This is a genomic window from Streptomyces longisporus (assembly GCF_039532765.1).
Lineage (GTDB): Bacteria > Actinomycetota > Actinomycetes > Streptomycetales > Streptomycetaceae > Streptomyces > Streptomyces longisporus.
Genome location: NZ_BAAASG010000002.1, coordinates 477,258 through 501,132, shown reverse-complemented (window position 1 = coordinate 501,132; position 23,875 = coordinate 477,258). Strand labels below are relative to the sequence as shown.

General features: G+C 70.2%; 21 protein-coding genes and 1 pseudogene. 14 read left to right on the top strand and 8 right to left on the bottom strand.

Annotation, left to right across the window (positions count from 1 at the left end; translation table 11 throughout):
* Positions 1-55: 55 nt before the first annotated feature.
* The gene (locus ABD355_RS03935; protein ID WP_344398605.1) at positions 56-1,501 is read right to left on the bottom strand and encodes a glyceraldehyde-3-phosphate dehydrogenase; all 1,446 of its coding nucleotides are present in this window, start codon (positions 1,499-1,501) and stop codon (positions 56-58) included.
* 195 nt (positions 1,502-1,696) lie between these two features.
* Here ABD355_RS03935 and gndA point away from each other — a divergent pair, with 195 nt between their 5' ends.
* The 10 genes and pseudogenes from gndA (at position 1,697) to ABD355_RS03885 (ending at position 11,964) form a co-directional block, all read left to right on the top strand.
* A complete protein-coding gene (gene gndA, locus ABD355_RS03930; protein ID WP_344398604.1) occupies positions 1,697-3,136 on the top strand; it encodes an NADP-dependent phosphogluconate dehydrogenase in 1,440 nt (479 codons plus the stop codon).
* 80 nt (positions 3,137-3,216) lie between these two features.
* Complete coding sequence (locus ABD355_RS03925) at positions 3,217-4,722, top strand: purine-cytosine permease family protein (protein WP_344398603.1); 1,506 nt, start codon at positions 3,217-3,219, stop codon at positions 4,720-4,722.
* The gene (locus ABD355_RS03920; protein ID WP_344398602.1) at positions 4,719-5,276 is read left to right on the top strand and encodes a cysteine hydrolase family protein; all 558 of its coding nucleotides are present in this window, start codon (positions 4,719-4,721) and stop codon (positions 5,274-5,276) included. The genes ABD355_RS03925 and ABD355_RS03920 overlap by 4 nt, the downstream gene beginning before the upstream one ends.
* Positions 5,273-5,996: pseudogene (locus ABD355_RS03915) on the top strand (Type 1 glutamine amidotransferase-like domain-containing protein). Before ABD355_RS03920 ends, ABD355_RS03915 begins: the two are co-directional and overlap by 4 nt.
* Positions 5,997-6,103: 107 nt before the next feature.
* Positions 6,104-7,345: an acyl-CoA dehydrogenase family protein gene (locus ABD355_RS03910; RefSeq protein ID WP_344398601.1), complete on the top strand. Its 1,242-nt coding sequence runs from the start codon at positions 6,104-6,106 to the stop codon at positions 7,343-7,345.
* 132 nt (positions 7,346-7,477) lie between these two features.
* Positions 7,478-7,879, top strand: a complete 402-nt coding sequence (locus tag ABD355_RS03905; RefSeq protein WP_344398600.1) for an SseB family protein — start codon at positions 7,478-7,480, stop codon at positions 7,877-7,879.
* 234 nt (positions 7,880-8,113) lie between these two features.
* Positions 8,114-8,548, top strand: a complete 435-nt coding sequence (locus ABD355_RS03900) for a VOC family protein (protein ID WP_344398599.1) — start codon at positions 8,114-8,116, stop codon at positions 8,546-8,548.
* A 943-nt stretch (positions 8,549-9,491) separates the two neighbouring features.
* Positions 9,492-9,686 carry a hypothetical protein gene (locus ABD355_RS03895; RefSeq protein WP_344398598.1) on the top strand — a complete coding sequence of 65 codons (195 nt, stop codon included), beginning with the start codon at positions 9,492-9,494 and terminating at the stop codon, positions 9,684-9,686.
* Positions 9,687-9,723: 37 nt separating this feature from the next.
* Positions 9,724-10,848: a hypothetical protein gene (locus ABD355_RS03890; protein WP_344398597.1), complete on the top strand. Its 1,125-nt coding sequence runs from the start codon at positions 9,724-9,726 to the stop codon at positions 10,846-10,848.
* Positions 10,849-10,884: 36 nt separating this feature from the next.
* On the top strand, positions 10,885-11,964 hold the full coding sequence (locus ABD355_RS03885; RefSeq protein ID WP_344398596.1) for a hypothetical protein: 1,080 nt from the start codon (positions 10,885-10,887) through the stop codon (positions 11,962-11,964).
* On the opposite strand, the gene ABD355_RS03880 is transcribed toward ABD355_RS03885, so the two are convergent.
* Entirely contained in the window at positions 11,961-12,875 is a 915-nt protein-coding gene (locus tag ABD355_RS03880; RefSeq protein ID WP_344398595.1) for an oxidoreductase, read from the bottom strand. The two genes, ABD355_RS03885 and ABD355_RS03880, sit on opposite strands and share 4 nt — an antisense overlap.
* Positions 12,876-12,975: 100 nt before the next feature.
* Here ABD355_RS03880 and ABD355_RS03875 point away from each other — a divergent pair, with 100 nt between their 5' ends.
* Entirely contained in the window at positions 12,976-13,575 is a 600-nt protein-coding gene (locus ABD355_RS03875) for a TetR/AcrR family transcriptional regulator (RefSeq protein ID WP_344398594.1), read from the top strand.
* 109 nt (positions 13,576-13,684) lie between these two features.
* Entirely contained in the window at positions 13,685-14,665 is a 981-nt protein-coding gene (locus ABD355_RS03870; protein WP_344398593.1) for a L,D-transpeptidase, read from the top strand.
* A 22-nt stretch (positions 14,666-14,687) separates the two neighbouring features.
* On the opposite strand, the gene ABD355_RS03865 is transcribed toward ABD355_RS03870, so the two are convergent.
* The 6 genes from ABD355_RS03865 to ABD355_RS03840 all read right to left on the bottom strand — a co-directional run bounded on the left by ABD355_RS03865 (position 14,688) and on the right by ABD355_RS03840 (position 19,867).
* Positions 14,688-15,101, bottom strand: a complete 414-nt coding sequence (locus tag ABD355_RS03865; protein WP_344398592.1) for a MarR family winged helix-turn-helix transcriptional regulator — start codon at positions 15,099-15,101, stop codon at positions 14,688-14,690.
* A gap of 73 nt (positions 15,102-15,174) precedes the next feature.
* Complete coding sequence (locus ABD355_RS03860) at positions 15,175-15,525, bottom strand: VOC family protein (RefSeq protein ID WP_030926708.1); 351 nt, start codon at positions 15,523-15,525, stop codon at positions 15,175-15,177.
* Between the two features lie 163 nt (positions 15,526-15,688).
* Positions 15,689-16,720 (bottom strand): LacI family DNA-binding transcriptional regulator, encoded by a 1,032-nt coding sequence (locus tag ABD355_RS03855; RefSeq protein ID WP_344398591.1) that lies wholly within the window; start codon positions 16,718-16,720, stop codon positions 15,689-15,691.
* Positions 16,717-17,622, bottom strand: a complete 906-nt coding sequence (locus tag ABD355_RS03850) for a carbohydrate ABC transporter permease (RefSeq protein ID WP_344398590.1) — start codon at positions 17,620-17,622, stop codon at positions 16,717-16,719. Before ABD355_RS03850 ends, ABD355_RS03855 begins: the two co-directional genes overlap by 4 nt.
* Positions 17,619-18,542 carry a carbohydrate ABC transporter permease gene (locus ABD355_RS03845; RefSeq protein WP_344398589.1) on the bottom strand — a complete coding sequence of 308 codons (924 nt, stop codon included), beginning with the start codon at positions 18,540-18,542 and terminating at the stop codon, positions 17,619-17,621. The genes ABD355_RS03850 and ABD355_RS03845 overlap by 4 nt, the downstream gene beginning before the upstream one ends.
* Positions 18,539-19,867, bottom strand: a complete 1,329-nt coding sequence (locus ABD355_RS03840) for an ABC transporter substrate-binding protein (RefSeq protein ID WP_344398588.1) — start codon at positions 19,865-19,867, stop codon at positions 18,539-18,541. The genes ABD355_RS03845 and ABD355_RS03840 overlap by 4 nt, the downstream gene beginning before the upstream one ends.
* 229 nt (positions 19,868-20,096) lie before the next feature.
* On the opposite strand from ABD355_RS03840, the gene ABD355_RS03835 reads away from it, so the two are divergent.
* Together ABD355_RS03835 and ABD355_RS03830 are read left to right on the top strand one after the other, a co-directional pair.
* A complete protein-coding gene (locus ABD355_RS03835) occupies positions 20,097-22,118 on the top strand; it encodes a beta-galactosidase (RefSeq protein WP_344398587.1) in 2,022 nt (673 codons plus the stop codon).
* A gap of 132 nt (positions 22,119-22,250) precedes the next feature.
* A complete protein-coding gene (locus ABD355_RS03830) occupies positions 22,251-23,819 on the top strand; it encodes a glycosyl hydrolase 53 family protein (protein WP_344398586.1) in 1,569 nt (522 codons plus the stop codon).
* Positions 23,820-23,875 lie beyond the last annotated feature (56 nt).

Genomic DNA, 23,875 nt, shown 5'->3' with positions numbered 1-23,875 from the left:
GGAGGCGTCCGGTCAAGCGGTCATTGCCGACCCTTGACCGGACGGTTCACCGAGGTCAGGCCGCCGGGCTGGGGAACGTCGGGTACTCCACCCCGGAGACGTGCTGGACGACACGGATGACCTGGCAGGAGTAGCCGAACTCGTTGTCGTACCAGAGGTAGAGGATGGCGTTGTCGCCGTCCACCTTGGTGGCACCCGCATCGATGATCGAGGCGTGGCGCGAGCCGATGAAGTCGCTGGAGACCGCGTCCGGAGCGGTCGTGAAGTCGATCTGGCGCTTCAGCGGCGAGGTCAGCGACACGTTGCGCAGGTAGTCCAGGACTTCCTCGCGGTCGGTCTCGCGGCCGAGCCGCAGGCTGAGGATCGCGATCGAGACGTCCGGCACCGGGACGCGGATCGAGCTGCCGGTGATGGGCGCCTTGAGGTCCGGCAGCGCCTTCGCCACGGCCGAGGCGGCACCGGTTTCGGTGATGACCATGTTCAGCGGCGCGGAACGGCCACGGCGGTCGGCCTTGTGGTAGTTGTCCAGCAGGTTCTGGTCGTTGGTGAACGAGTGGACGGTCTCCACATGGCCGCGCAGCACGCCGTACTCGTCCGCCATCGCCTTCAGCGGGGGCACGATCGCGTTGGTGGTGCAGGAGGCGCAGGACAGGATCTGCTCGTCCGGCTTGATCGTGTCGTGGTTGACGCCGTGCACGATGTTCGGGACGTCGCCCTTGCCCGGAGCGGTCAGCACGACCTTGTCGATGCCGGGGCGCAGGTGCTGGGACAGGCCCTCGCGGTCGCGCCACTTGCCGGTGTTGTCGATCAGGATGGCGTTGCTGATGCCGTACGCGGTGTAGTCGACCTCGGACGGGTCGTTCGCGTAGATCACCTTGATCGCGTTGCCGTTGGCGAAGATCGTGCTGCTCGCCTCGTCCACCGTGATCGTGCCCTGGAACTGGCCGTGGATCGAGTCGCGGCGCAGCAGCGAGGCCCGCTTGACGATGTCCTGTTCGCCGCCGCCGCGCACGACGATCGCCCGCAGCCGGAGACCGTTGCCGGAGCCCGCCTTCTCGATCAGCAGGCGGGCCACCAGACGGCCGATGCGCCCGAAGCCGTAGAGGACGACGTCACGGCCCTCGCCGCGCTCGATCTTGTTGGCGCCGGTGGCGCCCGCGACGGCCTCCGCGGTGAACGCCTCCACCGACAGACCGCGGTCGTCGGCCTTGTACGTCGCCGCCAGCATGCCGATGTCGATCTGCGAGGGGCCGAGGTCGAGCGCGGTGAGCGCCTCCAGGAACGGCAGGGTCTCGGTGACCGAGAGCTCCTCACCGGCGATCTGCCGGGCGAACCGGTGCGTCTTGAGGATGCTGACCACCGACTTGTTCACCAAGGAGCGGCTGTGCAGCAGGACCGTCACGTCCCGCTCGCGGTGCAGCTTCCCGATGATCGGGATCATCGACTCCGCGATCTCCTCGCGGGTCTTCCAGTTGGTGAACGAGTCGTCGTTGACAGTCACAGATCCATCTTTCGAGCTAGGCAGCGCTCATATGTTAATCCCTGTTTGATCGATCGTTTGAGCGGGGTTCGTCACACCGGTCCTGACGGGCGCCACAGGCCCGGAATCGAGACGATCCGGCCGTTCGTCCGTACCTGACGGGCAGGGGCGCGCCCGCCCCGCAACCGCCACCGGACCGACCGAGGGACGTACACCATGAACGCAACCGCAGCCATCGGCGTGACCGGCCTGGGCGTGATGGGCCGCAACCTGGCGCGGAACTTCGCCCGCAACGGCTACACCGTCGCCGTCCACAACCGCACGGCGGGCCGCACCCGCGCGCTCATGGAGGTGTACGGCGACGAGGGCACGTTCGTTCCCGCCGAGACGCCCGCGGACTTCGTGGCCGTCCTCCAGCGCCCCCGCCGACTGATGATCATGGTGCAGGCGGGGGAGGCCACCGACGCGGTCATCGACGAGTTCGCCCCGCTCCTCGAACCCGGCGACATGATCATCGACGGGGGCAACGCCCACTTCGCCGACACCCGCCGCCGCGAGGCCGCCCTGCGCGGACGCGGCATCCACTTCGTCGGCACCGGTGTCTCCGGCGGCGAGGAGGGCGCCCTCGAAGGCCCCTCGATCATGGTCGGCGGCTCGGCGGAGGCGTACGACGTCCTCGGGCCCATGTTCGAGACCATCAGCGCGAAGGTCGGCGGCGAACCGTGCGCGGCGCACATCGGCAGCGACGGCGCCGGGCACTTCGTCAAGATGGTCCACAACGGCATCGAGTACGCCGACATGCAGCTCATCGCGGAGGCCTACGACCTGCTGCGCCAGGTCGCCGGCTACACCCCGGCCGAGATCGCCGAGGTCTTCAGCCACTGGAACAAGGGCCGGCTCCGCTCCTACCTGATCGAGATCACCGCCGAGGTGCTGGCCCATACCGACCCGGTCACCGGCGTCCCGTTCGTCGACGTCGTCGCGGACGCGGCGGGGCAGAAGGGCACCGGCCGCTGGACCGTGCAGACCGCGCTCGACCTGGGTTCGCCGGTCACCGCCATCGCCCAGGCCACCTTCGCCCGTGCCGCCTCCGGCCAGCGCGACCTGCGCGCCGCCTACTCCGGTCTGCCCGGCGGCACCCGGCCACCGCTCAGCCGCACCGAGGCCGAGCGCTTCACCTCGCAGGTCGAGCACGCCCTGTACGCGTCGAAGGTCATCGCCTACGACCAGGGCTGGAAGATGATCCAGGACGCGGCCGCCCAGTACGGCTGGAAGATCGACCTCGGCACCGTCGCCCGGATCTGGCGCGGCGGCTGCATCATCCGCGCCTCCTTCCTCGACCGCATCCGCGCCGCCTACGCCTTCGACCGCGACCTGGTCAGCCTGCTGGGTGAGATGGAGTTCGCCATGGAGATCACCGACGCGCAGGTCCCCTGGCGGGAGATCATCGCCTCCGCCGCCCGCCGTGGCATCCCCGTCCCCGCCTTCTCCGCCGCCCTCGCCCACTACGACACCCTGCGCGCCGACCGCCTGCCCGCCGCCCTTCTGCAGGGCCAGCGCGACTACTTCGGCGCCCACACCTACAACCGCACCGACTGCCCCGGCACCTTCCACACCCACTGGACCGCACCGGAACGCTTCGAGACGACGGCCTGAGTACGTCCTGTGCAGCCTTGACGCCCCGACCTGCGGCGACAAGGCTTCGGGCAACACCCGCCCGGACAGGTAGGACGACGATGGCAGACTCCCCGGACACTCCCGACAACAGAGCCACGGGCCGGCAGCTCCAGGTGGAGACGCACGGCCTCGACGTCATCGCCGACGCCGAGCGCAAGGGCACCCCCCGGACCCTGTTCTGGCCCTGGTTCGGCGCCAACGTCTCCATCCTGGGGCTGAGTTACGGTGCCTTCGCGCTCGGCTTCCGGATCTCCTTCTGGCAGGCGCTGACCGCGGGCGTCATCGGCATCGTCTTCTCGTTCCTGCTCGGCGGGTTCATCGCGGTGGCCGGCAAGCGTGGGTCCGCGCCCACCATGGTCCTCAGCCGCGCCGCCTACGGGGTGCGCGGCAACCGCCTGCCCTCGGTGATCTCCTGGGTGCTCACCGTCGGCTGGGAGACCGTGCTGTGCGCCCTGGCCACCATGGCCACCGCCACCGTCTTCGGACGGCTCGGCTGGGGCGGCGGCACCGGGACCCAGGTCGTCGCGCTGATCGTGGTCGGCGCCCTCACCGTCGTCGGCGGTGTGATGGGCTTCGACCTGATCATGCGGCTGCAGACCGTGATCACTGTGGTGACGGGCGTCCTGACCGTCGTTTACATCGTGCTGGTCGCCGACCACATCCACTGGAGCACCGTCAGCGCCCTCCCGGCGGGCTCCGCCCAGGAGTTCATCGGCGCCCTGGTGTTCATGATGACCGGCTTCGGCCTCGGCTGGGTCAACGCCGCAGCCGACTACTCCCGCTATCTGCCCCGCAGTTCGTCGAATCGGGGCGTCATCGGCTGGACCACCTTCGGCGCATCCGTGGCCCCGCTGCTCCTGCTGGTCTTCGGACTGCTGCTGGCAGGCTCCTCCACGAGACTCAACACGGCCGTGGCCGCCGACCCCATCGGCGCTCTCACCACCATCCTGCCCACCTGGTTCCTGGTCCCGTTCGCCGTGGTCGCGGTGCTCGGCCTGGTCGGCGGCGCGGTCCTCGACATCTACTCCTCGGGCCTGGCCCTGCTGTCGGCAGGCATCAGGATCCCCCGCTATCTGGCCGCCTTCGTGGACGGCGTCCTGATGATCGCCGGCTCGATCTACATCGTCTTCTTCGCCGGCGACTTCCTCGGCCAGTTCATGGGCTTCCTGACCACCCTCGGCGTCCCCATCGCCGCCTGGTGCGGCATCATGCTCGCGGACCTCGCCCTGCGCCGCCGCGACTACGACGAGGCAGACCTCTACCGGCCTGCGGGCCGCTACGGCGACGTACCGCCCGCACCGCTGCTCCTCACCCTTGCCGCCACCGCCCTCGGCTGGGGCCTGGTCACCAACTCGGCGGCGAGCTGGCTCAGTTGGCAGGGCTACCTCCTCGAACCGTTCGGCCTCGGCGGCAAGTCCGGCTCCTGGGCCTACGCCAACCTCGGCGTCCTCGCCGCCCTCGCACTCGCCTTCCTCGGCACCCTGGCCCTGGGCCGCGCCCGCGTCCGTGCCCAGGAGGCCGAGGCGCCGAGCCAGGCCACGGGGGAGGAGGTGCCGATCGCATGACCCCGTCCGCCACCGGACTGCTCGCCGTCATCGACATGCAGCGCGTCTTCGCCGACCCCGACAGCCCCTGGGCCACCCCCCGCTTCACCGAGGCCGCGGCAGGAGTGCGACGCCTGCTGCCGGCCTACGGCGACCGGGTCGCCTTCACCCGCTTCCTGGCCCCCGCCAAGCCGGACGGTGCCTGGCAGCCCTACTACGAACAGTGGCCCTTCGCCCTCCAACCGCCGGACGCCCGACTCTGGGAGCTCGCCGACGAGTTCGCCCACCGGGCACGGCATGTCGTCGACGCCACGACCTTCGGCAAGTGGACCCCGGAACTCGCCCGGCACCTCGGCCCCGAAGGCCGCCTGGTCCTGACCGGCGTCAGCACCGACTGCTGCGTGCTGTCCACCGCGCTCGCCGCCGCCGACGCCGGTGTCGAGGTGCTGGTCGCCGCCGACGCCTGTGCCGGCGCGGACGACGACTCGCACGCCAAGGCGCTGCAGATCATGGACCTGTACCGCCCGCTGATCCGCGTCACCACCGTCGCCGAACTCCTCGCGGAGGCGGGATGAGCCAATCCCCGCTCGAGCAGCGCCGTCTGGCCCTCCTCGGCGGCGGCTTCAGCCTCGACGACGACGGCCTGCTGGACGACTGGCTGCTGGGCCACGCACGCACCCCCCCGACCCCGTGTGTGCTTCGTGCCCACCGCCAGCGGGGACGCCGCCGCGTACATCGAACGGTTCTACGACGTGTTCCGGTCACGCCACACCGGTGAGCCATCCGTACTGCCGTTGTTCCGGCGGGAGTTGGACGACGAGGCGCTGCGGGCGTTCGTGCTGTCGCAGGATGTCGTGTACGTGGGCGGCGGCAACACCGCGAACATGCTGGCGGTGTGGCGCACACACGGTGTGGACCGGCTGTTGCGCGAGGCCTACGACCGGGGCACCCTGTTGTGCGGCATCAGCGCCGGCGCCAACTGCTGGGCCGAGGGCTCGCACACCGACTCCTTCGGCCCCCTCACCTTCCTGCCGGACGGCCTGGGCCTGCTGCCCGGCTCGGTCTGCCCGCACTACGACAGCGAGCCGGGCCGCCGCCCCTCCTACCGTGCAGCGGTCGCCGACGGCTCGCTGCCCGCCGGCTGGGCGCTGGACGACGGGGTGGGCGCGCTGTTCCTGGACGGGCAGCTGACCGAGACGGTGACGCGGGTGGCGGGCGCCCAGGTGTACCGGGTGGAGCCGGACGGGCGGGGCGGCGCCGAGGAGCGGGCGCTGCCGTGCCGTCCGCTCAGCTGAGTCCCGGGCGACCTTGGCCTTATCCAGTCGGTACCCGCAGGGCATTTGCCGTGTTCAATCACCTCTATCGCGTGATGTGACCGACGGCCCCACCGTCAGGAGGCACCGTGCTCGCCGTTCCCGAACCCGACCTCACCGAAGACGACATCATCGAGCGCGCCGTCGCGCTCAGGCCCGTCCTGCTCGAACGTCAGCCGGAGACCGAGCGGTTGACGCACTACCCGAAGGACACCCACGACGACTTCCTCCAGGCCGGCTTCTACCGGATGCTTCAGCCACGGCGTTACGGCGGCTACGAGTTCGGCCTGCCGGTCTTCTACCGCGTGGTCACCGAGATCGCCCGCGGCTGCCCCTCCACCGGATGGGCGCTCTCGCTGACCGCGGCCCATGTGCTCCAGGTCGCCACCCTCTTCGACGAGCGGGCGCAGGACGAGATCTTCGGCGCCGACGGCGACTTCCGGGCCGCCTCCACCGTCGTACCCGTCGGGGTCGCACAGCCCGACGGCGAGAGCCATGTCGTCCTGGACGGCACCTGGCCGTACTCCTCCGGCGCCCCCTACTCCACGCACTACGTCGGCCAGACCCTGCGCGCCCCGGCCGCACCCGGCGAGGCACCGGGACCACCGGTGCTGTTCGTCGCCCCGCGCTCGGTGTGGACGGTCCTCGACGACTGGCACGGGGTGCTCGGCCTGCGCGGCAGCGGCTCCAACAGCATCCACATGGAACAGGCCCGCATCCCGGTGTACCTCACCCGCGAGGCCTTCCTGCTCGACCTGCCGGTCGAGGGCGGCAGCGTCGGCTCGGAACTGCACGGCAACCCCATGTACGCAGGGCGGGCGCCGAGCTTCTTCCACGGTGAGCTGGCCGCCATCATGATCGGCACCGCATACGCGGCCGCGGACGAGTACGCCCGGGTCGTCGCCGCCCGGCCCCTCACCCTGGAACCCGACCGTACCCGTGCCGACCTGCATGACTACCAGCGCCACCTCGGCGAGGCGCTCGGCATCATCGACATGGCCGATGCGGCGCTGCGGCAGACCGCGCAGGACTGGATGGAGACGTGCCGGCGCAACGTCACCGGCGAGGCCCCCTTCACCGTCGTCGAGGACAACCGGCTCGCGCTGATGTTCCTGAACGCCGGGCGCGCGGCCTGGGACGTGCTGCAGGGCATCCTCTTCCGCACGGCCGGCTCCCGGCACGCCCGCGACGGCGAGCGGATGCAGCGCTACTTCCGGGACGCGGCCACGTACTGGACGCATGTGGGAGCCGGCATGGCGGAGCCGCTGACCCGCCGGGTCGGCTGCGACCGCCTCGGGCTGCCCTCGCAGGACATCCCGCTGATTCCCTGAGGCAACCACCCTGGTGAATTCCCGGGGAACGGATGAATGGGCTGGTGGGGATCGGGTACGCGAGCAGGACCGTGCCGGGTGCCGATCTTGTCCCGGGCGGGCCGTACGACCGCCGCTACCAGGGGATCTGCCATGGAGATACCTGCCAACGACCACACCGCCACACCGGCCCGTCAGGCGCTGGACGCGCTGGCGGTGAACACCGAGGACACGGCGGCGCTGGACACGCTCGCCGGCAGCGAGGTGCTCGTTCCCGTGCCCGACGACGCAAGCCAGGAGGATGCAGTCGATCCGAGCGCGGTGGCGCTGCCGGTCCTGGAGCAGCCGGGCGGCGACCCGGTGGTGCCCGTGTTCACCTCGGAGGGGGAGATGGCCGGGCTGCTGCCGTTCGTCTCCCGCTACCGTCTGGTGCCGCTCGGTGCGCTGGCCTCGCAGTGGCCGGCCGATGATCTGTCGCTCAGCATCGACGCCGGGTCCGAGCACCCGCTGACGCTCACCTCCGAGGGCGTACGCACGCTGCTGGTCCGGCCCTGACGGTCGGCGAGTGAGGCAGGGGAGGGCGCCGGGCCCGGAGATGAACGGCGCCGTCCCCGCTCATGCCCGGGCACCCGCGGTCGCCGTGCAGACGATACGACCGCCCCGGCCGCCGCGCCGCTGCCGGACACGCGGCGACCGTCCGCAGAACACGGCGGATCATGGCATTTCTTGGTGTGCTTCATGAACCCCGGCGCATGCGTGAGACGCAGGCGGGCGAAGTAACGTGATCGCATGGAACAGCGCATCACATTGATCACGCTGGGAGTGTCCGACCTCGCCCGCGCCAAACGCTTCTACGAGGCGCTGGGCTGGCGGGGCCAGGAGGTCGAGGAGACCGTGTTCTTCCAGGCAGGCGGTCTGGGGCTGGTCCTTTGGAGCCGCGAGAAACTCGCCCGGGACTGCGGCCTGGAGCCCCAAGCAGCCGGAGGCTTCGGCGGAATCACCCTCGCGCACAACGTCCGCTCGGAGGCGGAGGTCGACGCCCTGCTCGCCACCGTCGAGCGGGCCGGCGGAACCATCACCAAGCCTGCGGCCACCAACGCCATCGGCTTCTACTCCGGCGCCTTCGTCGACCCGGACGGCCACGCCTGGGAGATCGCCCACAACCCCGGATTCCCGCTGGCCGAGGACGGGACGCTCACGCTTCCCGATTTCGGGGCCGCATAGGGCCTGGTGAGCAGTCCGTTGACGTTCCCCGGCTCTCGTGCGCGGCGGACGCCCGCAGACGGGTGCCTGTCGCCGTCCTGGAGCACGCGGGCGAGCGCCGGCTCGTTTCCACCGTGGTCTGAGCGACCGGCCACTGAACCATGCGCGTTCGCTCGACTGCCGGCTGACCGATCAGGCCCGCCCAGAGCCGCCGCAGCCGAGAACGGCGAGGCTCCACGGCCTCACCGCGGGAGGTGTCCGAGGTCGCGGCGCCAGGAGTGCGGCGGCGTGCCGCCGGTCTGCGGCTGGCCGCTCTGCCCGATCTGGCCGACCACCCGGTCTTCCGTCTTCGCGGGCGCACTGGTGATCTCGCCGCGTGGGAGGTGTCCGAGGTCGGGTGTGCGCCAGGAGTGCGGCGGTGTGTCGACGGTGTGCGTGGTGTTGGCCGTCCTGTCCGATCTGGCCGAGCACCCGGGCTTCCGTCTTCGCGGGCGCACTGATGACCTGGCCGCGTGGGAGGTGTCCGAGGTCGGGTGTGCGCCAGGAGTGCGGCGGTGTGTCGACGGTGTGCGTGGTGTTGGCCGTCCTGTCCGATCTGGCCGAGCACCCGGGCTTCCGTCTTCGCGGGCGCACTGATGACCTGGCCGCGCGGGGGGTGTCCGAGGTCGGGTGTGCGCCAGGAGTGCGGCGGTGTGTCGACGGTGTGCGTGGTGTTGGCCGTCCTGTCCGATCTGGCCGAGCACCCGGGCTTCCGTCTTCGCGGGCGCACTGATGACCTGGCCGCGCGGGAGGTGTCCGAGGCCGGGCGTGCGCCAGGAGTGCGGCGGCGTGTCGACGGTGTGCGTGGTGTTGGCCGCCCTGTCCGATCTGGCCGAGCACCCGGGCTTCCGTCTCCGCGGGCGCACTGATGATCTCGCCGCGCGGGAGGTGTCCGAGGTCGGGCGTGCGCCAGGAGTGCGGCGGCGTGTCGACGGTGTGCGTGGTGTTGGCCGTCCTGTCCGATCTGGCCGACCAGCCGGTCTTCCGTCTCCGCGGGCGCACTGGTGATCTCGCCGCGCGGGAGGTGTCCGAGGTCGGGCGGGTGTACGGCGGCATGCTCACGGTCTGCGCGGTGCTGGCCGCCCTGCCCTGCCCGGCCCCTCCGCCTCCCCGGTCGTAACTGATCACCGCACGCCGGAGCGGTCCACAATGGCCGCATGACGTGGATCTCCGGCGTGGCCGGCGGGCTGCTGCTGGCGGTCATGGCCGGGAGCGTGGTGCGGACCCTGGTGGTGCCGCGCGGGCTCTACTCGATGCTGGTGTACCGGCTGTGGTGGGTGCTGCGCCGCCTGCTGCGGCTGGCCGAGGTAGGCGGCGGCTACGGCGCCGTCGACCGCGCACAGACCTGGCTCGCCCCCCTGATCCTGATCGGCATGCTCGCGACCTGGCTCGGCGGAGCCCTGGCCGGCTTCGGGCTGCTGCTGCACGCCCTGTCCGGGCTGTCCTGGGGCAGTTCCTTCCGGGAGGCGGGTTCCAGCCTGTTCACCCTCGGCTTCGCCAGCGGCGCCCGGCTGCGACTGTCCGCGCTCGACTTCGTCGCGGCGGCCACGGGACCGGTCCTGATCGCCCTGCAGATCGCCTACCTGCCCACGCTCTACGCCGCCTACAACCGACGCGAGCTGGAGGTGACCCTGCTGCAGTCCCGGGCCGGCGAGCCCGCCTGGGGCCCGGAGATCCTGGCCAGGCAGTGGCTCGTCGACACCGAGACCGCGCTTCCCGAGCTGTACCGGGCCTGGGAGCGGCTGGCCTCCGACATCGGCGAGAGCCACTCCACGTACCCGGTCCTGATGGCGTTCCGCTCGCCGCGGCCCTACCGGCACTGGCTGGTGGGCCTGGTCGCCGTGATGGACGCGGCGGCCGTACAGTTGGCGCTCACCCCGCGCACCGCCCCGCCGGAGGCCCGCCTGGTGCTGCGGGCCGGCTTCACCGCATTGCGCGACATCGCCCGCGTCCAGCGCTTCCCCTTCGACCCCGATCCTGCGCCGGACGCCGCCCTGCGCCTCACCTACGGCGAGTTCGAGGCCGCCGTCGCGATGCTGGAGGCGGCGGGCTTCCACGCCGAACGCAGCGTCGCCGACGCCTGGCCGCACTTCCACGGCTGGCGGGTCAACTACGAGGCGATCGCCTACGAGATGTGCCACCGCTGCGACGCGGTACCCGCCCTGTGGACGGGGCCGCGCGCCTTCGCGTCGACGCCGATCCCGCCCCGCAGACCGGCGGATCGCAGGCCCGGCGAGGACCGGCCGGGTCAGCCGGACCCATCGGCGGGCAGCGGTCCCTGATCACGGGCCGTCCTGAGCACTTGCTAGCGTGCGGCCGTGCCCACAGAGATCACCCGGCTCGTCGACGACCTCGTCGCCCAGATGAGGTCCCGCTCCGGCCCCGGATACCACCAGGCCATGCGCCGGCTCGGCGAGGCCGCCCGCGCCGGCGGCCCCGAGAGTGCGACCGCGGTGATCGAGGCCCTTGCCCCGTGGCTGCGCGGCCTGCAGGGCGACTACGCCAAGACAGCCGTGCTGGCGGGGGCGTGCGTGGAATGGGGCGGCTCGCCCATGGCCCTGGTCGACGTCCTGCCGCAACGGGCCTCGGAAGCCATGATGCTCAATGCGGCGCTGCCTGAATTCTGGGCCGGGGCGACCCGGTGGAGACCGCTGCCGGAGCCGGTGAGCGCGAGCACCGACCGGCTGGTGAAGACCCTCGGCAAGCTGGCCCGGCAGGGCGCCGACGAAGGGTTCCTGACCCGCATGGCCATGTCCTGGTTCGACATGGAGGACTGGCTCAAGGCACTGATCACACTCCTCGCCCGCGGCCCCTTCCGGACAGCCGTCGCCGCCCCGGTCAAGGCCGAACTGCGCGAGCACGCCGCCGCGGTCGCCGACCGTTCACAACGCGCCGCCTGGGTGGGGCAGTTGGCCGCGGTCCTCGACGACGAGCCGCTGCTCGTCCTGGACCCCCGCACCCGCAGGGGGTACGCCCTGACGATGGGCGGCATCGGGGACAACTTCCAACTGCACACCCTCCTCGCCGACCGGTTGATAGGCGATCCCGAGCAGGGGTTGGTGGCGGGGGAGCGCCCGGCGCGCACGTGGGTCGAGGCGGCAACCGCGGGGGATCCCGGCCTGGGTGCCGGCGACCCCGCGATACGGCGCTTCCGGCTCTTCGACGGCCATGGCGCATACGTGTACCCCGAGGGCATCCCCGCCGACGTCGAACCGCTCGACGGCACCCGCGTGCTCGTCCTGCACCCGCCCAACGGCAGCTTCGGCATGGGAGTCGGCCGCGTCTTCGAGCACATGACGCCCACGCTCGAACTGGACCGCGTTCTCGAACCTGCGCAGACGCAGGTCTGGTTCGACAGGGTGGCGCCCGCCGTCGAGAACGACCTGATGGCGGGCTAGGCCGGGACCGAAGCCGGCTGCGGGAAGGCCACCCCGGTGAGCTCCTCGGAGACCGTCCACAGACGGCGGGCGGTCGCCGGGTCGCTGGCCGCCGCCGAGCGGCCGACCAGGGTCGGGGCGCCGCGCATCTCGCCGAGGCCGTCCGGGCCGACGTAGCTCGCACCGGGCAGGTCCTGCACGGCGGCGTACAGCGTGGGCAGCGCGCCCGCCCTGCTGTCCTGGGCCATGAAACGGTTGCCGACCCGCATCAGGGCGCGGCGCAGTGCACTGCCGTCATGGCTCTGGAGGTTCGTCGCGGCATAGCCGGGGTGGGCGGCCAGGGCGCGTACGGACGAGCCCGACTCGGCGAGGCGGCGCTGCAGTTCGAGGGTGAAGAGCAGGTTGGCCAGCTTGGACTGGCTGTACGCCGTGATGGGCGCGTACTCGCCGGTGAGGTTGAGGTTGTCGAAGTGGATGCGCGGGCTGCCCGGCATCTTGTGCGCACCGGAGGACACCGTCACCACCCGGTCGGTGATGTGCGGGAGCAGCAGGTTCGTCAGGGCGAAGTGGCCCAGGTGATTGGTGCCGAACTGCATCTCGAAGCCGTCCTTGGTGGTGGACTCCGGGATGTTCATGACACCGGCGTTGTTGATCAGCAGATCGAGCCCGCCCTGCCAGCCGGTGGCGAACTCGCGCACCGAGGCGAGATCGGCGAGGTCGAGCCGGCGCACCTCCACGCTGCCTCGCACGCCCGCGGCGGCGGCCTCGCCGCGCTGCACGTCCCGTACGGCGAGCACCACATGTGCGCCGGCGCCGGCCAGTGCCTCGACGGTGGCGATGCCGAGTCCGCTGTTGGCGCCGGTCACGACGGCGGTGCGGCCGGTCTGGTCGGGGATGTCGGTCACGTTCCACTTGCTCGGTGAAGTAGTCATGACCGCCAATGTAGGCGGCGCCAACAATGCTGTCAATGACAACAATGGTGACGGTGACAACAATGTAGGCGGCACAAACATGACCGATACACTGACGCTCATGCACACCCGCAACCGCCGCTACCACCACGGAGATCTCCGCGCCGCCCTGCTGACCCGTGCCGAGGACACGCTCCGCGAGAAGGGGCCCACCGCGCTGTCCCTGCGCGAACTCGCCCGCGACCTCGGCGTCAGCCATGCCGCGCCGAGCCGCCACTTCAAGGACAAGCAGGCACTGCTGGACGCGCTCGCGCTGACCGGATTCGAGCGGCTCACCGCCGTTCTCGGGGCCTCGCAGGAGGGCGTCGGAGAGGCGTTCGCCAAGAGGCTCGACGCGATGGTCCGGGCGTATGTGGGTTTCGCCCGGGACAACGCCGAGCTGCTCGACCTGATGTACTCGATCAAGCATGATCCGGGTGCCTCCGACGCGCTGCGCGAGGCCGAGCAGCGCTGGTCGGACCTGGTCGTCCGGCTGATCGGCGAGGGACAGGCCCAGGGCGAGGTGCGGCAGGGCCCGATGGAACGCGTCGGCCTTCCGGTGTTCGCGGCCCTGCACGGCTACGCCGACCTCGCGGTGACCGGCATGCTGCCCCCCGAGGTGGACGAGCACGGGCTCGACGACGTGATCGCGTTCATGCTGCGAGGGTCCGCGCCGGCGTGACATGGATCACTAAAGATCTGCCCGCCTGATGCAACTGCCGCCCGTGTCGTAACTGTCTGACAGGGAAGCAGGCCCCTCAGGGCCGAGGAGCGAGAGAGCGGGGCAGGTCGTGGGACGGCGCAAGGGCATAGGGATCGCACTCGTCACGGTCGCGGTGCTGGCGGGTACGAGTGCCTGCGGTGGAGCCGGCAGCAGCAAGGCGAGTGCGGACGACGGAAAGGCGGGCAAGGCGAGCGCGAGTGCCTCGCCGTCACCGACGAAGCCCGCGGGTCCGCCGATGCTGCTGGACACGATCACCCCGCAGACGGGAACCACGGTCGGCGTGGCCATGCCGATCTCGGTGATCTTCTCGAACCCGGTGGCGGCCAAGGCGCGGGCCACCGTCGAGAAGCACATGAAGGTGAGCGCCTCGCAGCCGGTGGTCGGCGCCTGGCACTGGATGGGCGACCGGCGCGCCGACTGGCGGCCGAAGACGTACTGGCCCTCCGGCACGAAGGTGAAGATCGACGCCGACCTGAAGGGCATCAGCAACGGCAACGGGCGCTACGGCGTGCACGGCTACACGCACACCTTCACCGTCGGCGACGACGTGCGCGCGGACGTATCCGTGACCGGCCACACCATGAAGGTGACCCGGAACGGCAAGCTGGTGCGCACCCTGTCGATCAATGCGGGCAGCGCCCAGTACCCGACGTGGGACGGCACGATGGCCGTCATCGACAAGCAGGAGAAGGTCCACATGACCTCCTGCAGCGTCGGCATCAGCTGCGACAAGAGCAGCCCGAACTTCTACGACCTGACGCTGCCCTGGGACGTCCACCTGACCCAGTCCGGCACCTACGTGCACTACTCGACCGGCGACCCCAACCCGGGCAGCGGCAGCGCCCGCGGCTCGCACGGCTGCGTCCATCTGTCCATGTCGGACGCCAAGTGGTTCTACGGCCAGGTCAAGCAGGGCGACCCGGTCACCGTCACCGGCTCGCCCCGTGGCAAGGCCTCCGCCGACAACGGCTACGCCGCCTTCAACCTGAGCTGGTCCGAGTGGCTCGCAGGCAGCGCGGCCGGGGAGCAGACGGCCGCACAGCTGTGACGCCGAGAGCTCGACACGGGCTCTAGGAAGAACCGTGGGCCGCGGCCCGGCCGCCCAGCAGCCGGGCCAGCACCTCGCGCTGCAGCGGCAGCACCTCGGTGTGCAGGTCACGGCCCTTGCCCGTCAGGGCGACATACACCCCGCGCCGGTCCTCCGCGCAGACGGAACGCTCCACCAGGCCGTCCTTCTCCAGTCGGCCGATGAGCCGGGACAGCGCGCTCTGGCTGAGATGGACCCGTCCCGCGAGGTTCTGCACCCGGCACTGGTCGCCCTGGCCGGGGGCCTCGGACGCGAGGATGTCGAGCACCTCGAAATCGCTCGCGCCCAGGCCGTGCGGGTGCAGGACCCGGTCGATCTCGCACATCGTGCGGGCATGCACGGAGAGGATGTCGCGCCATCTCTCCTCGAGCCGGGACTCGGCCGTCTTCACTGCCATACCTGCACGGTAACACCGAATCAGCCATTGGTTGACTGTGCAATGAATGCGGATGCATGCAGCCGGGCGGCGGTCAGGCGGGCGGGTCCTGGAGCAGCCCGACCAGATTGCCGTCGGCGTCCTTCAGCGAGGCGATCAGGCGGCCGTTGCCGACGTCCTGGACGTCCTGCACCACCTCCGCACCCGCGTCCACCAGGGCGGCGAGCCGGCCCCTGATGTCGTCGACGTGCCAGTACGGCACCGGTCCGGTGAGGCCCTTCGCGTGTCCGTTGGGGTCGAGGCCGACGTCCTGTCCGGCGTCCTTGAAGCCGACGTAGTACGGCGCATCCGCGTACGGCTCCACCTGCAGCAGGGCGCTGAAGAGGGCCTTCGCCCGGGCGATGTCCTTGACGGGGTAGATGATCGTCTTGAGGCCGGCGGTCATGGTGTGCTCCTCCGCAGTAGTGGGCCGACGGCTTTCGTCGGTGCTTTCACGCTAGGGCGGGGGAGGGGGGATCGGCTTCTTCGATCCTGATCGGTTGACCGGGGGGCCGGGGCCGAGGTGCGCCGGTGGCCGTATCGCCGACCGGCGCGTCCTCCACAGGTTCTTACGTCGAGTCCCGCTTCACCAGCTCCGTCGGCAGAATCACCGCCGCCGGGTCCTCGCCGCCGATCTGCGCCAGCAGCACCCGTACCATCTCGGAGCTGATGCGGTCGTAGGGCTGGCGGATCGTGGTGAGGGCGGGGATGGCCTCCGTCGCCGCGACGGAGTCGTCGAAGCCGCCCACGGACACGTCCTCGGGCACCCGGCGGCCCGCCCGGCGCAGCGCCGTCAGAGCGCCCTGTGCCATCAGGTCGGAGGCCACGAACACGGCGTCCATGTCCGGGGCCTGAGCCAGCAGCCGTTCGCAGCCCGCCTCGCCGCTGGCCCGGCTGTAGTCGCCGGAGACGATGAGCCGCTCGTCGATCTCGACGCCCGCCTCCGTGAGCACCTCCTTGTAGCCGGCGAGGCGATCGACACCGCCCGGGGTGTCCAGCGGGCCGCTCACCATGCCGATCCGGCGGCGCCCCCGCGACAGCAGGTGGCGCACCATGTCACGGGCGCCGTCCCGGTCGTCCGCGGCCACATAACTCACCTTGGATCCGAGCCCCATGGGCTTGCCGCACTGGACGAGGGGCACACCCGCCTCGCGCAGCTGCTCGGCGACCGGGTCCCCGGAGTGGCTGGAGACCAGCAGCACCCCGTCGACGTGCCCGGCCGTGATGTACCGCGTTATGCGCCGCCGTTCGTCCTCGGTGCCCGCCAGCATCAGCAGCAGCGGGATGTCGTGCGCGGCCAGCGCCTGGGTGCACGCGCTCAGCAGGACGTTGAAGTTCGGGTCCTCGAAGAACCGCTCCTGAGGTTCCGTCAGCAGGAAGCCGACCGAGTCCGAACGCCCGGTGATCAGCGAACGGGCGTGCCGGTTCACGACGTAACCCGTCTTGCGGATCGCGGCGTTGACCGCCTCCTGGGCGGACGGACTGACGTAGTGCCCGCCGTTGAGCACCCGCGAGACGGTGCCCCGTGAGACACCCGCCTCGCGGGCCACGTCGTGGATCGTCGGCGGTCTGCGTCGGCCCCCCGTGTTGCTCATGGTCATGACTTTACGGCCCCGGAGAGCAGATCGAGGCTCCAGAAGCGCTGGATGACCAGGAACAGCGCGATCAGCGGGAGCACCGCGAGGAACGCACCCGTGATCACCAGGGTGTACAGCGCGGGTTGGTTGGAACCCTGCTCCAGCAGCGTGTACAGACCGAGCGTGATCGGGAACTTCTCGTCGTCGCTGAGCATGATGTACGGCAGCAGGAAGTTGTTCCAGATCGCCACGAACTGGAACAGGAACACCGTCACCAGGCCGGGCACCATCATCGGCAGCGCGACCCGGGTGAAGATCCGCCACTCGCTCGCCCCGTCCATCCGCCCGGCCTCCACCACATCGCCCGGGACGGCCGCGGCCGCGTAGATGCGGGCGAGGTAGACGCCGTAGGGGGAGAGGATCTGCGGCAGCATCACGGACAGATAGGAGTCCGTGAGGTCGGCCTTGGCCAGCAGCAGGTACTGCGGGATGGCGAGGATGATCGGCGGCATCAGCACACCCGCGAGCAGGATGTTGAACATCGTCTCGCGGCCGCGGAAGCGGTAGGTCGCCAGCGCGTAGCCGCTGAAGGACGACACCACCGTGGACAGCAGCGCGCCGAGACCGGCGTACAGGGCGGAGTTGCCCATCCACTTCCAGTACACGCCGTCGCGGTAGGCGTTGAGCTCCTTGATGTTCTCGGTGAAGCCGGTACCCGGCAGGAACGTGAACGTGGAGAACAGCTCGCGGCCCGACTTGGTGGACGCGATGATCACCCACGCCACCGGCAGCAGCGTGTAGACCGCGCCGAGCACCAGCGTGATCGTCGGGACCAGAGCGATCCGGCGGCGCAGCGGCGGACGCCCCTGGGCCGCACCGGTGGTGCCGGCCGCCGACGGGACCTTCTGTACGGCGAGAGAACTCATCGTGCCGCCTCCTGCTTCTGACGACGGTTCGCGGCCCGCAGGAAGCCGAAGGACAGGACGAGCGTGGCGAGGGCGATGATCACGGCCTCGGCGGCGGCCTGGTAGATGTCACCCTTGCGGAACGCGTCCTGGTACACGTTCATCAGCGGACTCCACGTCAGCGGCAGGGAGTTGGTCAGCGGCTTGAGGGTGGTCGGCTCGTTGAACACCTGCAGCGTCGCGATGATCGAGAAGAAGAAGGTCAGCACCAGCGAGGGCGCCACCATCGGAATCTTGATCCGCAGGGCGATCTGCAGCGGGGTGGCGCCGTCCAGCTTCGCCGCCTCGTACACCTCGGCCGGGATGGACTGCAGTGAGGTGTAGATGACGATCATGTTGAAGCCGGTGCCGCCCCATACCGCGATGTTCGCCATGGCGAGATACAGCGGGCCGCCGTCGAGCAGATCGGGCTGCGGCATGTGCAGCTTCTCGAGCAGGTAGTAGAAGGGGCTGACGTCCGGCAGGTACAGGAAGCCCCACATCAGGGCCGCCACCACGCCGGGGATGGCGTACGGCAGGAAGATCGCGAGCCGGGTGAACGGCGCGAACCGCACCTTGTCCGAGTCGAGCATCAGCGCGAACAGCAGGGCGAGGCCGAGCATCACCGGCACCACGATGCAGCCGTAGCCGAGGACGCGCAGCGCCCCGTTCAGCAGTTCGTTGTCGGTGAGGGCGTCGGTGTAGTTCTGCAGGCCGGCCCAGACCTCCTTCCGGGCGTTCGCGCCCAGGCCCAGCCCGGAGACGTGCACCTTGCGGAAGCTGAGGTAGACCGCGTAGCCGATGGGCAGCGCGAAGAACAGGGCGAAGAGGAGCGAGGCGGGTGCGAGGAAGGCGTACGGGGCCCCCTTGACCCCGTACGACCTGCGGCGTGCGGTGGTCACTCGGAGACCTCGAAGCCCTGCTTCTTGAGGTCGGCGACCGTGGCCTCCTGCATCTTGGCCAGGGCGGCGGTGAAGTCCGACTTGTTCTTCGCGGCGGCACCGAAGGCGTCGTTGAAGGTCGTGTAGGCGACGTTCACGTTCGGGCCCCAGGCGGAGGGCGCCGTCGTCTTCGCGATCGCGGCGGCCTTGGTGTAGAAGTCCGACTGGTTGGAGAAGTAGGTCGGCGGCTGCGCGAAGGCGCCGCTGGTCTGGGCGTTCGTCGCGGCCGGGTAGATGCCGCTCTCCTTGGCCAGCGCCTGCAGCGCGGAACCGTCGGTGTTCAGCCAGGCGGCGAACTTGGCGGCGGCCGCCTGGTGGGCGGAGTCCGTGGTGACGGCGGTGGAGGAACCGCCCCAGCTGCCGGTGACGTTCTCGCCCGCGGACCACTGGGGGAGCGGGGCCATGGCCCACTTGCCCTTGGTGTCGGGCGCGGCGGTGGTGAGCGTGCCCGGCGCCCACACGGCGGAGACCCAGGCGATCTGCTTGCCGGTGTCGAGCGCCTTGTTCCAGGCCGGGGTGTACATCGGCTGGTTGTCGATGGCGCCCTCCTTGACCAGGCCGCCCCAGAAGTCGGCGACCTTCTTGGTGGCCGCGTCGTCGATGCCGACCTTCCACTTGCTGCCGGAGGTCGTCCACCACTTGGCGCCGGCCTGCTGGGCAAGGCCCGCGAAGAGGCCGGAGTCGTTGGCGGAGAAGGTGGTGAGGTCCTTGTCCGGGGCCTTCTTCTTCAGCGCGCGGGCCGTCTGGGCGAACTGCTCCCAGGTGGTGGGAACCGTCAGGCCGTACTTCTTGAACAGGTCGGCGCGGTAGTAGAACATCATCGGCCCGATGTCCTGCGGGATCGCGTAGACCGCGTCCGTGCCCAGGGTGGTCTGCTGCCACACCCCGTCGGCGAACTTGCTCCTGGTGTCGCCGACGTCCTTCGATATGTCGGCCAGTGCGTCATTGCTGACCAGCGTCGGCAGCGCCTGGTATTCGGCCTGCACCAGGTCGGGCGCCTTCTTGGCCTTGTGCGCCGTGAGGATCTTGGTGATCAGCGAGTCGCCGGACGCCTGCTTCTTCACCGTGACCGTGATCTGGTCCTTCTTGCCCGGACCCTTGTTCCACAGGTCCACGACCTTGTCCATGCCGGGCGTCCAGGTCCAGTACGTCAGCGAGACCGGACCCGACTCGGTCCTGCTGTCCGAGCCGGACGAGCCACAGGCGGCGAGGGCGGTGGCGCCGAGGACGACGGCGATGGTGGATGCTGCCACTCGACTGAGCCGGCCGCGCTTCGTGTTGGGCATGGATCTCTCCCCTGACCTGGGTCCCCGCCTGGTGCGGAAACCTGCCATGCGAATCACAGGAGCCCGGTCCCCGCCCGTCGCGAGGAGCTGGGACGCTGTCTGTGAGCGTTCACAGTAGAGAAACATCCCGGACACTTGTCAATGGTTGTTGCTGTGCGGTTGTGTTGGGCTCACACCGCCGCCGCTGTGTGTGCACGTTCCCAAATGATCGATGAAACGGGAGAGATCCATGCCGGAGACCAGCCCCAGGGGCCTCACCAGGCTCGCCTTCGGCGGGGACTACAACCCCGAGCAGTGGCCGGAAAGCATCTGGCACGAGGACGTGCGGCTGATGCGGGAGGCCGGCGTCACCATGGTGAGTGTCGGGATCTTCTCCTGGGCGCTGCTGGAGCCCTCACCCGGGGCGTACGACTTCGGCTGGCTGGACCGCCTGCTCGACCTGCTGCACGAGCACGGCATCCGAGCCGACCTGGGCACACCCACCGTCTGCCCGCCGGTCTGGTTCTACCGGGCCCACCCCGAGGCCCTCCCCGTGACCGCCGAGGGCGTGCGCCACGAGTTCGGCTCCCGCGCCGCCATCTGTCACAGCAACGCCGACTACCGCGCGGCCGCCGCCGGCATCACCACCCGGCTCGCCGAGCGCTACGGCAACCACCCGGCCGTGGCGATGTGGCACGTGCACAACGAGTACGGCGTCCCGGTCTCGGCCTGCTACTGCGACTCCTGCGCCGCCCACTTCCGCCGCTGGCTCGGGGCCACGTACGAGAGCGTCGAAGCCGTCAACGCGGCCTGGGGCACGGCCTTCTGGGGCCAGCGCTACACGGACTTCGAGCAGATCAACCCGCCGCGCGCCACCCCGACCGCCGTCAACCCGGCCCAGGCGCTCGACTACAAGCGCTTCGCCGACGCCACCATGCGCGAGAACTTCCGCATGGAGCGGGACATCCTGCACCGCCTCTCGCCCGGCATCCCGGTCACGACGAACTTCATGACCGCCCTCAGTCAGTGCGACTCCGTCGACTACTGGGCCTGGGGCCGCGAGGTCGACCTCGTCACCAACGACCACTACCTGATCACCGACGGCCGGCGCACCCACGTCAATCTCGCGATGGCCGCCGACCTCACCCGCTCCGTCGCCGGCGGCGCCCCCTGGCTGCTGCTCGAACACTCCACCTCGGGCGTCAACTGGCAGCCCCGCAACCCCGCCAAGGCCCCCGGTCAGATGGCCCGCAACTCCCTCGCCCACGTGGCCCGCGGCTCCGACGGCGCGATGTTCTTCCAGTGGCGCCAGTCACGGCGCGGCGCCGAGAAGTTCCACTCGGCGATGCTCCCGCACGGCGGCACCGAGACCCGGGTGTGGCGCGAGGTCGTCGAACTGGGCGCCGCTCTCGACTCGTTGAGCCAGCTCCGCTCCACCCGCACCCGGGCCGATGCCGCCGTCCTGTGGGACTGGCACTCCTGGTGGGCGCAGAACCTCCAGTGGCGCCCCACCGAGGACCACGACGCGCGTGAACGCGCCGACGCCTTCTACGAGACCCTCTACGACCGTCACCTCACGGTCGACTTCGCCCACCCGGAAGCCGACTTGTCGGCCTATCCCCTTGTCGTCGTGCCCGCCCTGTATCTGATGACGGAGGCGGCCGGCAACAACCTCAAGGAGTACGTCGAAGGCGGCGGCACCCTCGTCGTCTCGTACTTCTCGGGCATCGTCGACGAGCACGACGCCGTGCACGAAGGCGCCTACCCCGGCGCGCTCAGGGACGTGCTCGGCCTGACGGTCGAGGAGTTCTCACCGCTGCTGCAGGGCCAGGCGGTGCGCATCGGCGGCCCGGACGGCTGCGAGCTCAGCGGCGACGTGTGGACGGAGTTCGTCGTCCCGCAGGGTGCCGAGACCGTGTGGACCTACGCCGACGGCCTGACCGCGGGCCACCCCGCCGTCACCCGCCACCGCCTCGGCGAGGGCACCGCCTGGTACGTCTCCACCCGCCTCGGCGCGCAGGGCCTGGACGCCCTGCTCGGCCGGGCGATCGAGGACGCCCGCATCGCCCCGCGCGCCGACCTGCCCCGGGACGTCGAAGTGGTGCTGCGCACCGGCGAGTCGGGCAGCTATCTGTTCGCCATCAACCACACCGCCTCGGACGCCAAGGTGCCGCTGGAGTCGCACGGCACCGAGCTGCTGACCGGCGAACGCGCCGCGGGCCGCCTCGAAGTGCCCGCGGGAGCCGTCCGGGTCGTCCGACTCGACGGCTGAACCGACTCCCCTCCGCCCGCGTGTGCCACGAGAGCCGTGGGCGGAGGGGCCCTCCCTCAAGCACCCACCGGAGGGACACCCCATCCTCAGGGACCTCCCCATTCCCATTCGTCGAAGGGACGACGGACGACGATGTTCCATCCCAGACGCACCCTCAGGGCCCTGCTGCTGCCGCTGGCGGCCGGGCTCGCCCTGGTCGCCCTGCCCGCACCCGGCGCACAGGCCGCCGGCACCCTGACCAACGGCGGCTTCGAGTCCGACGGCACCGGCACCGCCACGCCGGCCGGCTGGTCGACGTACTCGGCAGCCGGCCAGAACGCCGCCTCGTACACCGAGTCCGGTGGCCACAGCGGCAGCTACCGGCTGTCCCACTACTCCGCCTCCGCCTACAAGGTCGAGACGTACCAGTACTTGTCGGGGCTGACCAACGGCACCTACACCCTCACCGCCTGGGTCCGCTCCAGCGGCGGTCAGAACTCGGCCTACATAGCCCTGAAGAACTGCGGCAGCCCGGACCAGCGCACCGATCTGCCGGTGTCCACCAGTAGCTGGGTCCGGATCGTCACGTCGATCAATGTGACCAACAACCAGTGCACGGTCAGCATCAACAGTGACGCGAACGCGGGCAACTGGATCAATGTTGACGACCTGAGCTTCGCATCCGGCTCCACCGGCCTGTCCATCAAGGGTGCCGACATCTCCTCCCTCGCCAAGAGCGAGGCCCTCGGCGGCGTCTACAGGACCAGCTCCGGCACCACCGGCGACGCGGTCACCATCCTCAAGAACGCCGGCATGAACTACGCCCGCCTGAAGGTGTGGGTCAACCCCGCCGACGGCTACAACAACGAGACGCGCGTGCTGGCCATGGCCAAGCGCATCAAGGCGGCCGGCATGAAGCTGCTGGTCGACTTCCACTACTCGGACACCTGGGCCGACCCGGGCGCCCAGAGCAAGCCCGCCGCGTGGTCGGGGCACTCGTACAGTCAACTCAAGACGGACGTGTACAACCACACGTACGACGTGCTGAACGCGCTCAAGGCCCAGGGCACCACGGCCGACATGGTCCAGGTCGGCAACGAGATCAACGCCGGCATGCTGTGGTCCGAGGGCTCCACGGACAACTGGTCGCAGCTCGCCGGCCTGATCAACTCCGGCTACAGCGCCGTCAAGGCCGTCTCCGCCGGCACCCAGGTCGCGCTGCACCTCGCCAACGCCGGTGACGACTCCACGGTCCGCTGGTGGTTCGACAACGCCAAGACGTACGGCATCAACTACGACGTGATCGGTCTGTCGTACTACGGCTACTGGCACGGCTCGCTCGCCGCCGCGCAGACCACCCTGGACGACGTGGTCTCCCGCTACGGCAAGCCGGTGTTCATCGCCGAGACGGCCTACCCGTTCCGGCTGGACAGCAAGGACTCGCTCACCAACCAGATCGACACCACCGGCGAACTCGTCTCCGGCTACCCGGCCACCCAGGCGGGCCAGCTTGCCTGGATGAACGCCGTCGCGAACATCGTGGAGGCCGTCCCCGGCAACAAGGGCCTCGGCGTCTTCTACTGGGAGGCGACCTGGACCGCGGTCACCGGCAACGGCTGGGACCCGACCGACCCCACCTCCGGCAACGGCTGGGAGAACCAGGCCCTCTTCGACTACGACAACAAGGCCACCACGGCCACGAGCTGGTTCAGCCACCGCTGAACCCGTGTGGAGAGGGCCCGGTCGCAGGGGAGCGGCCGGGCCCTCGCCCATGGTCC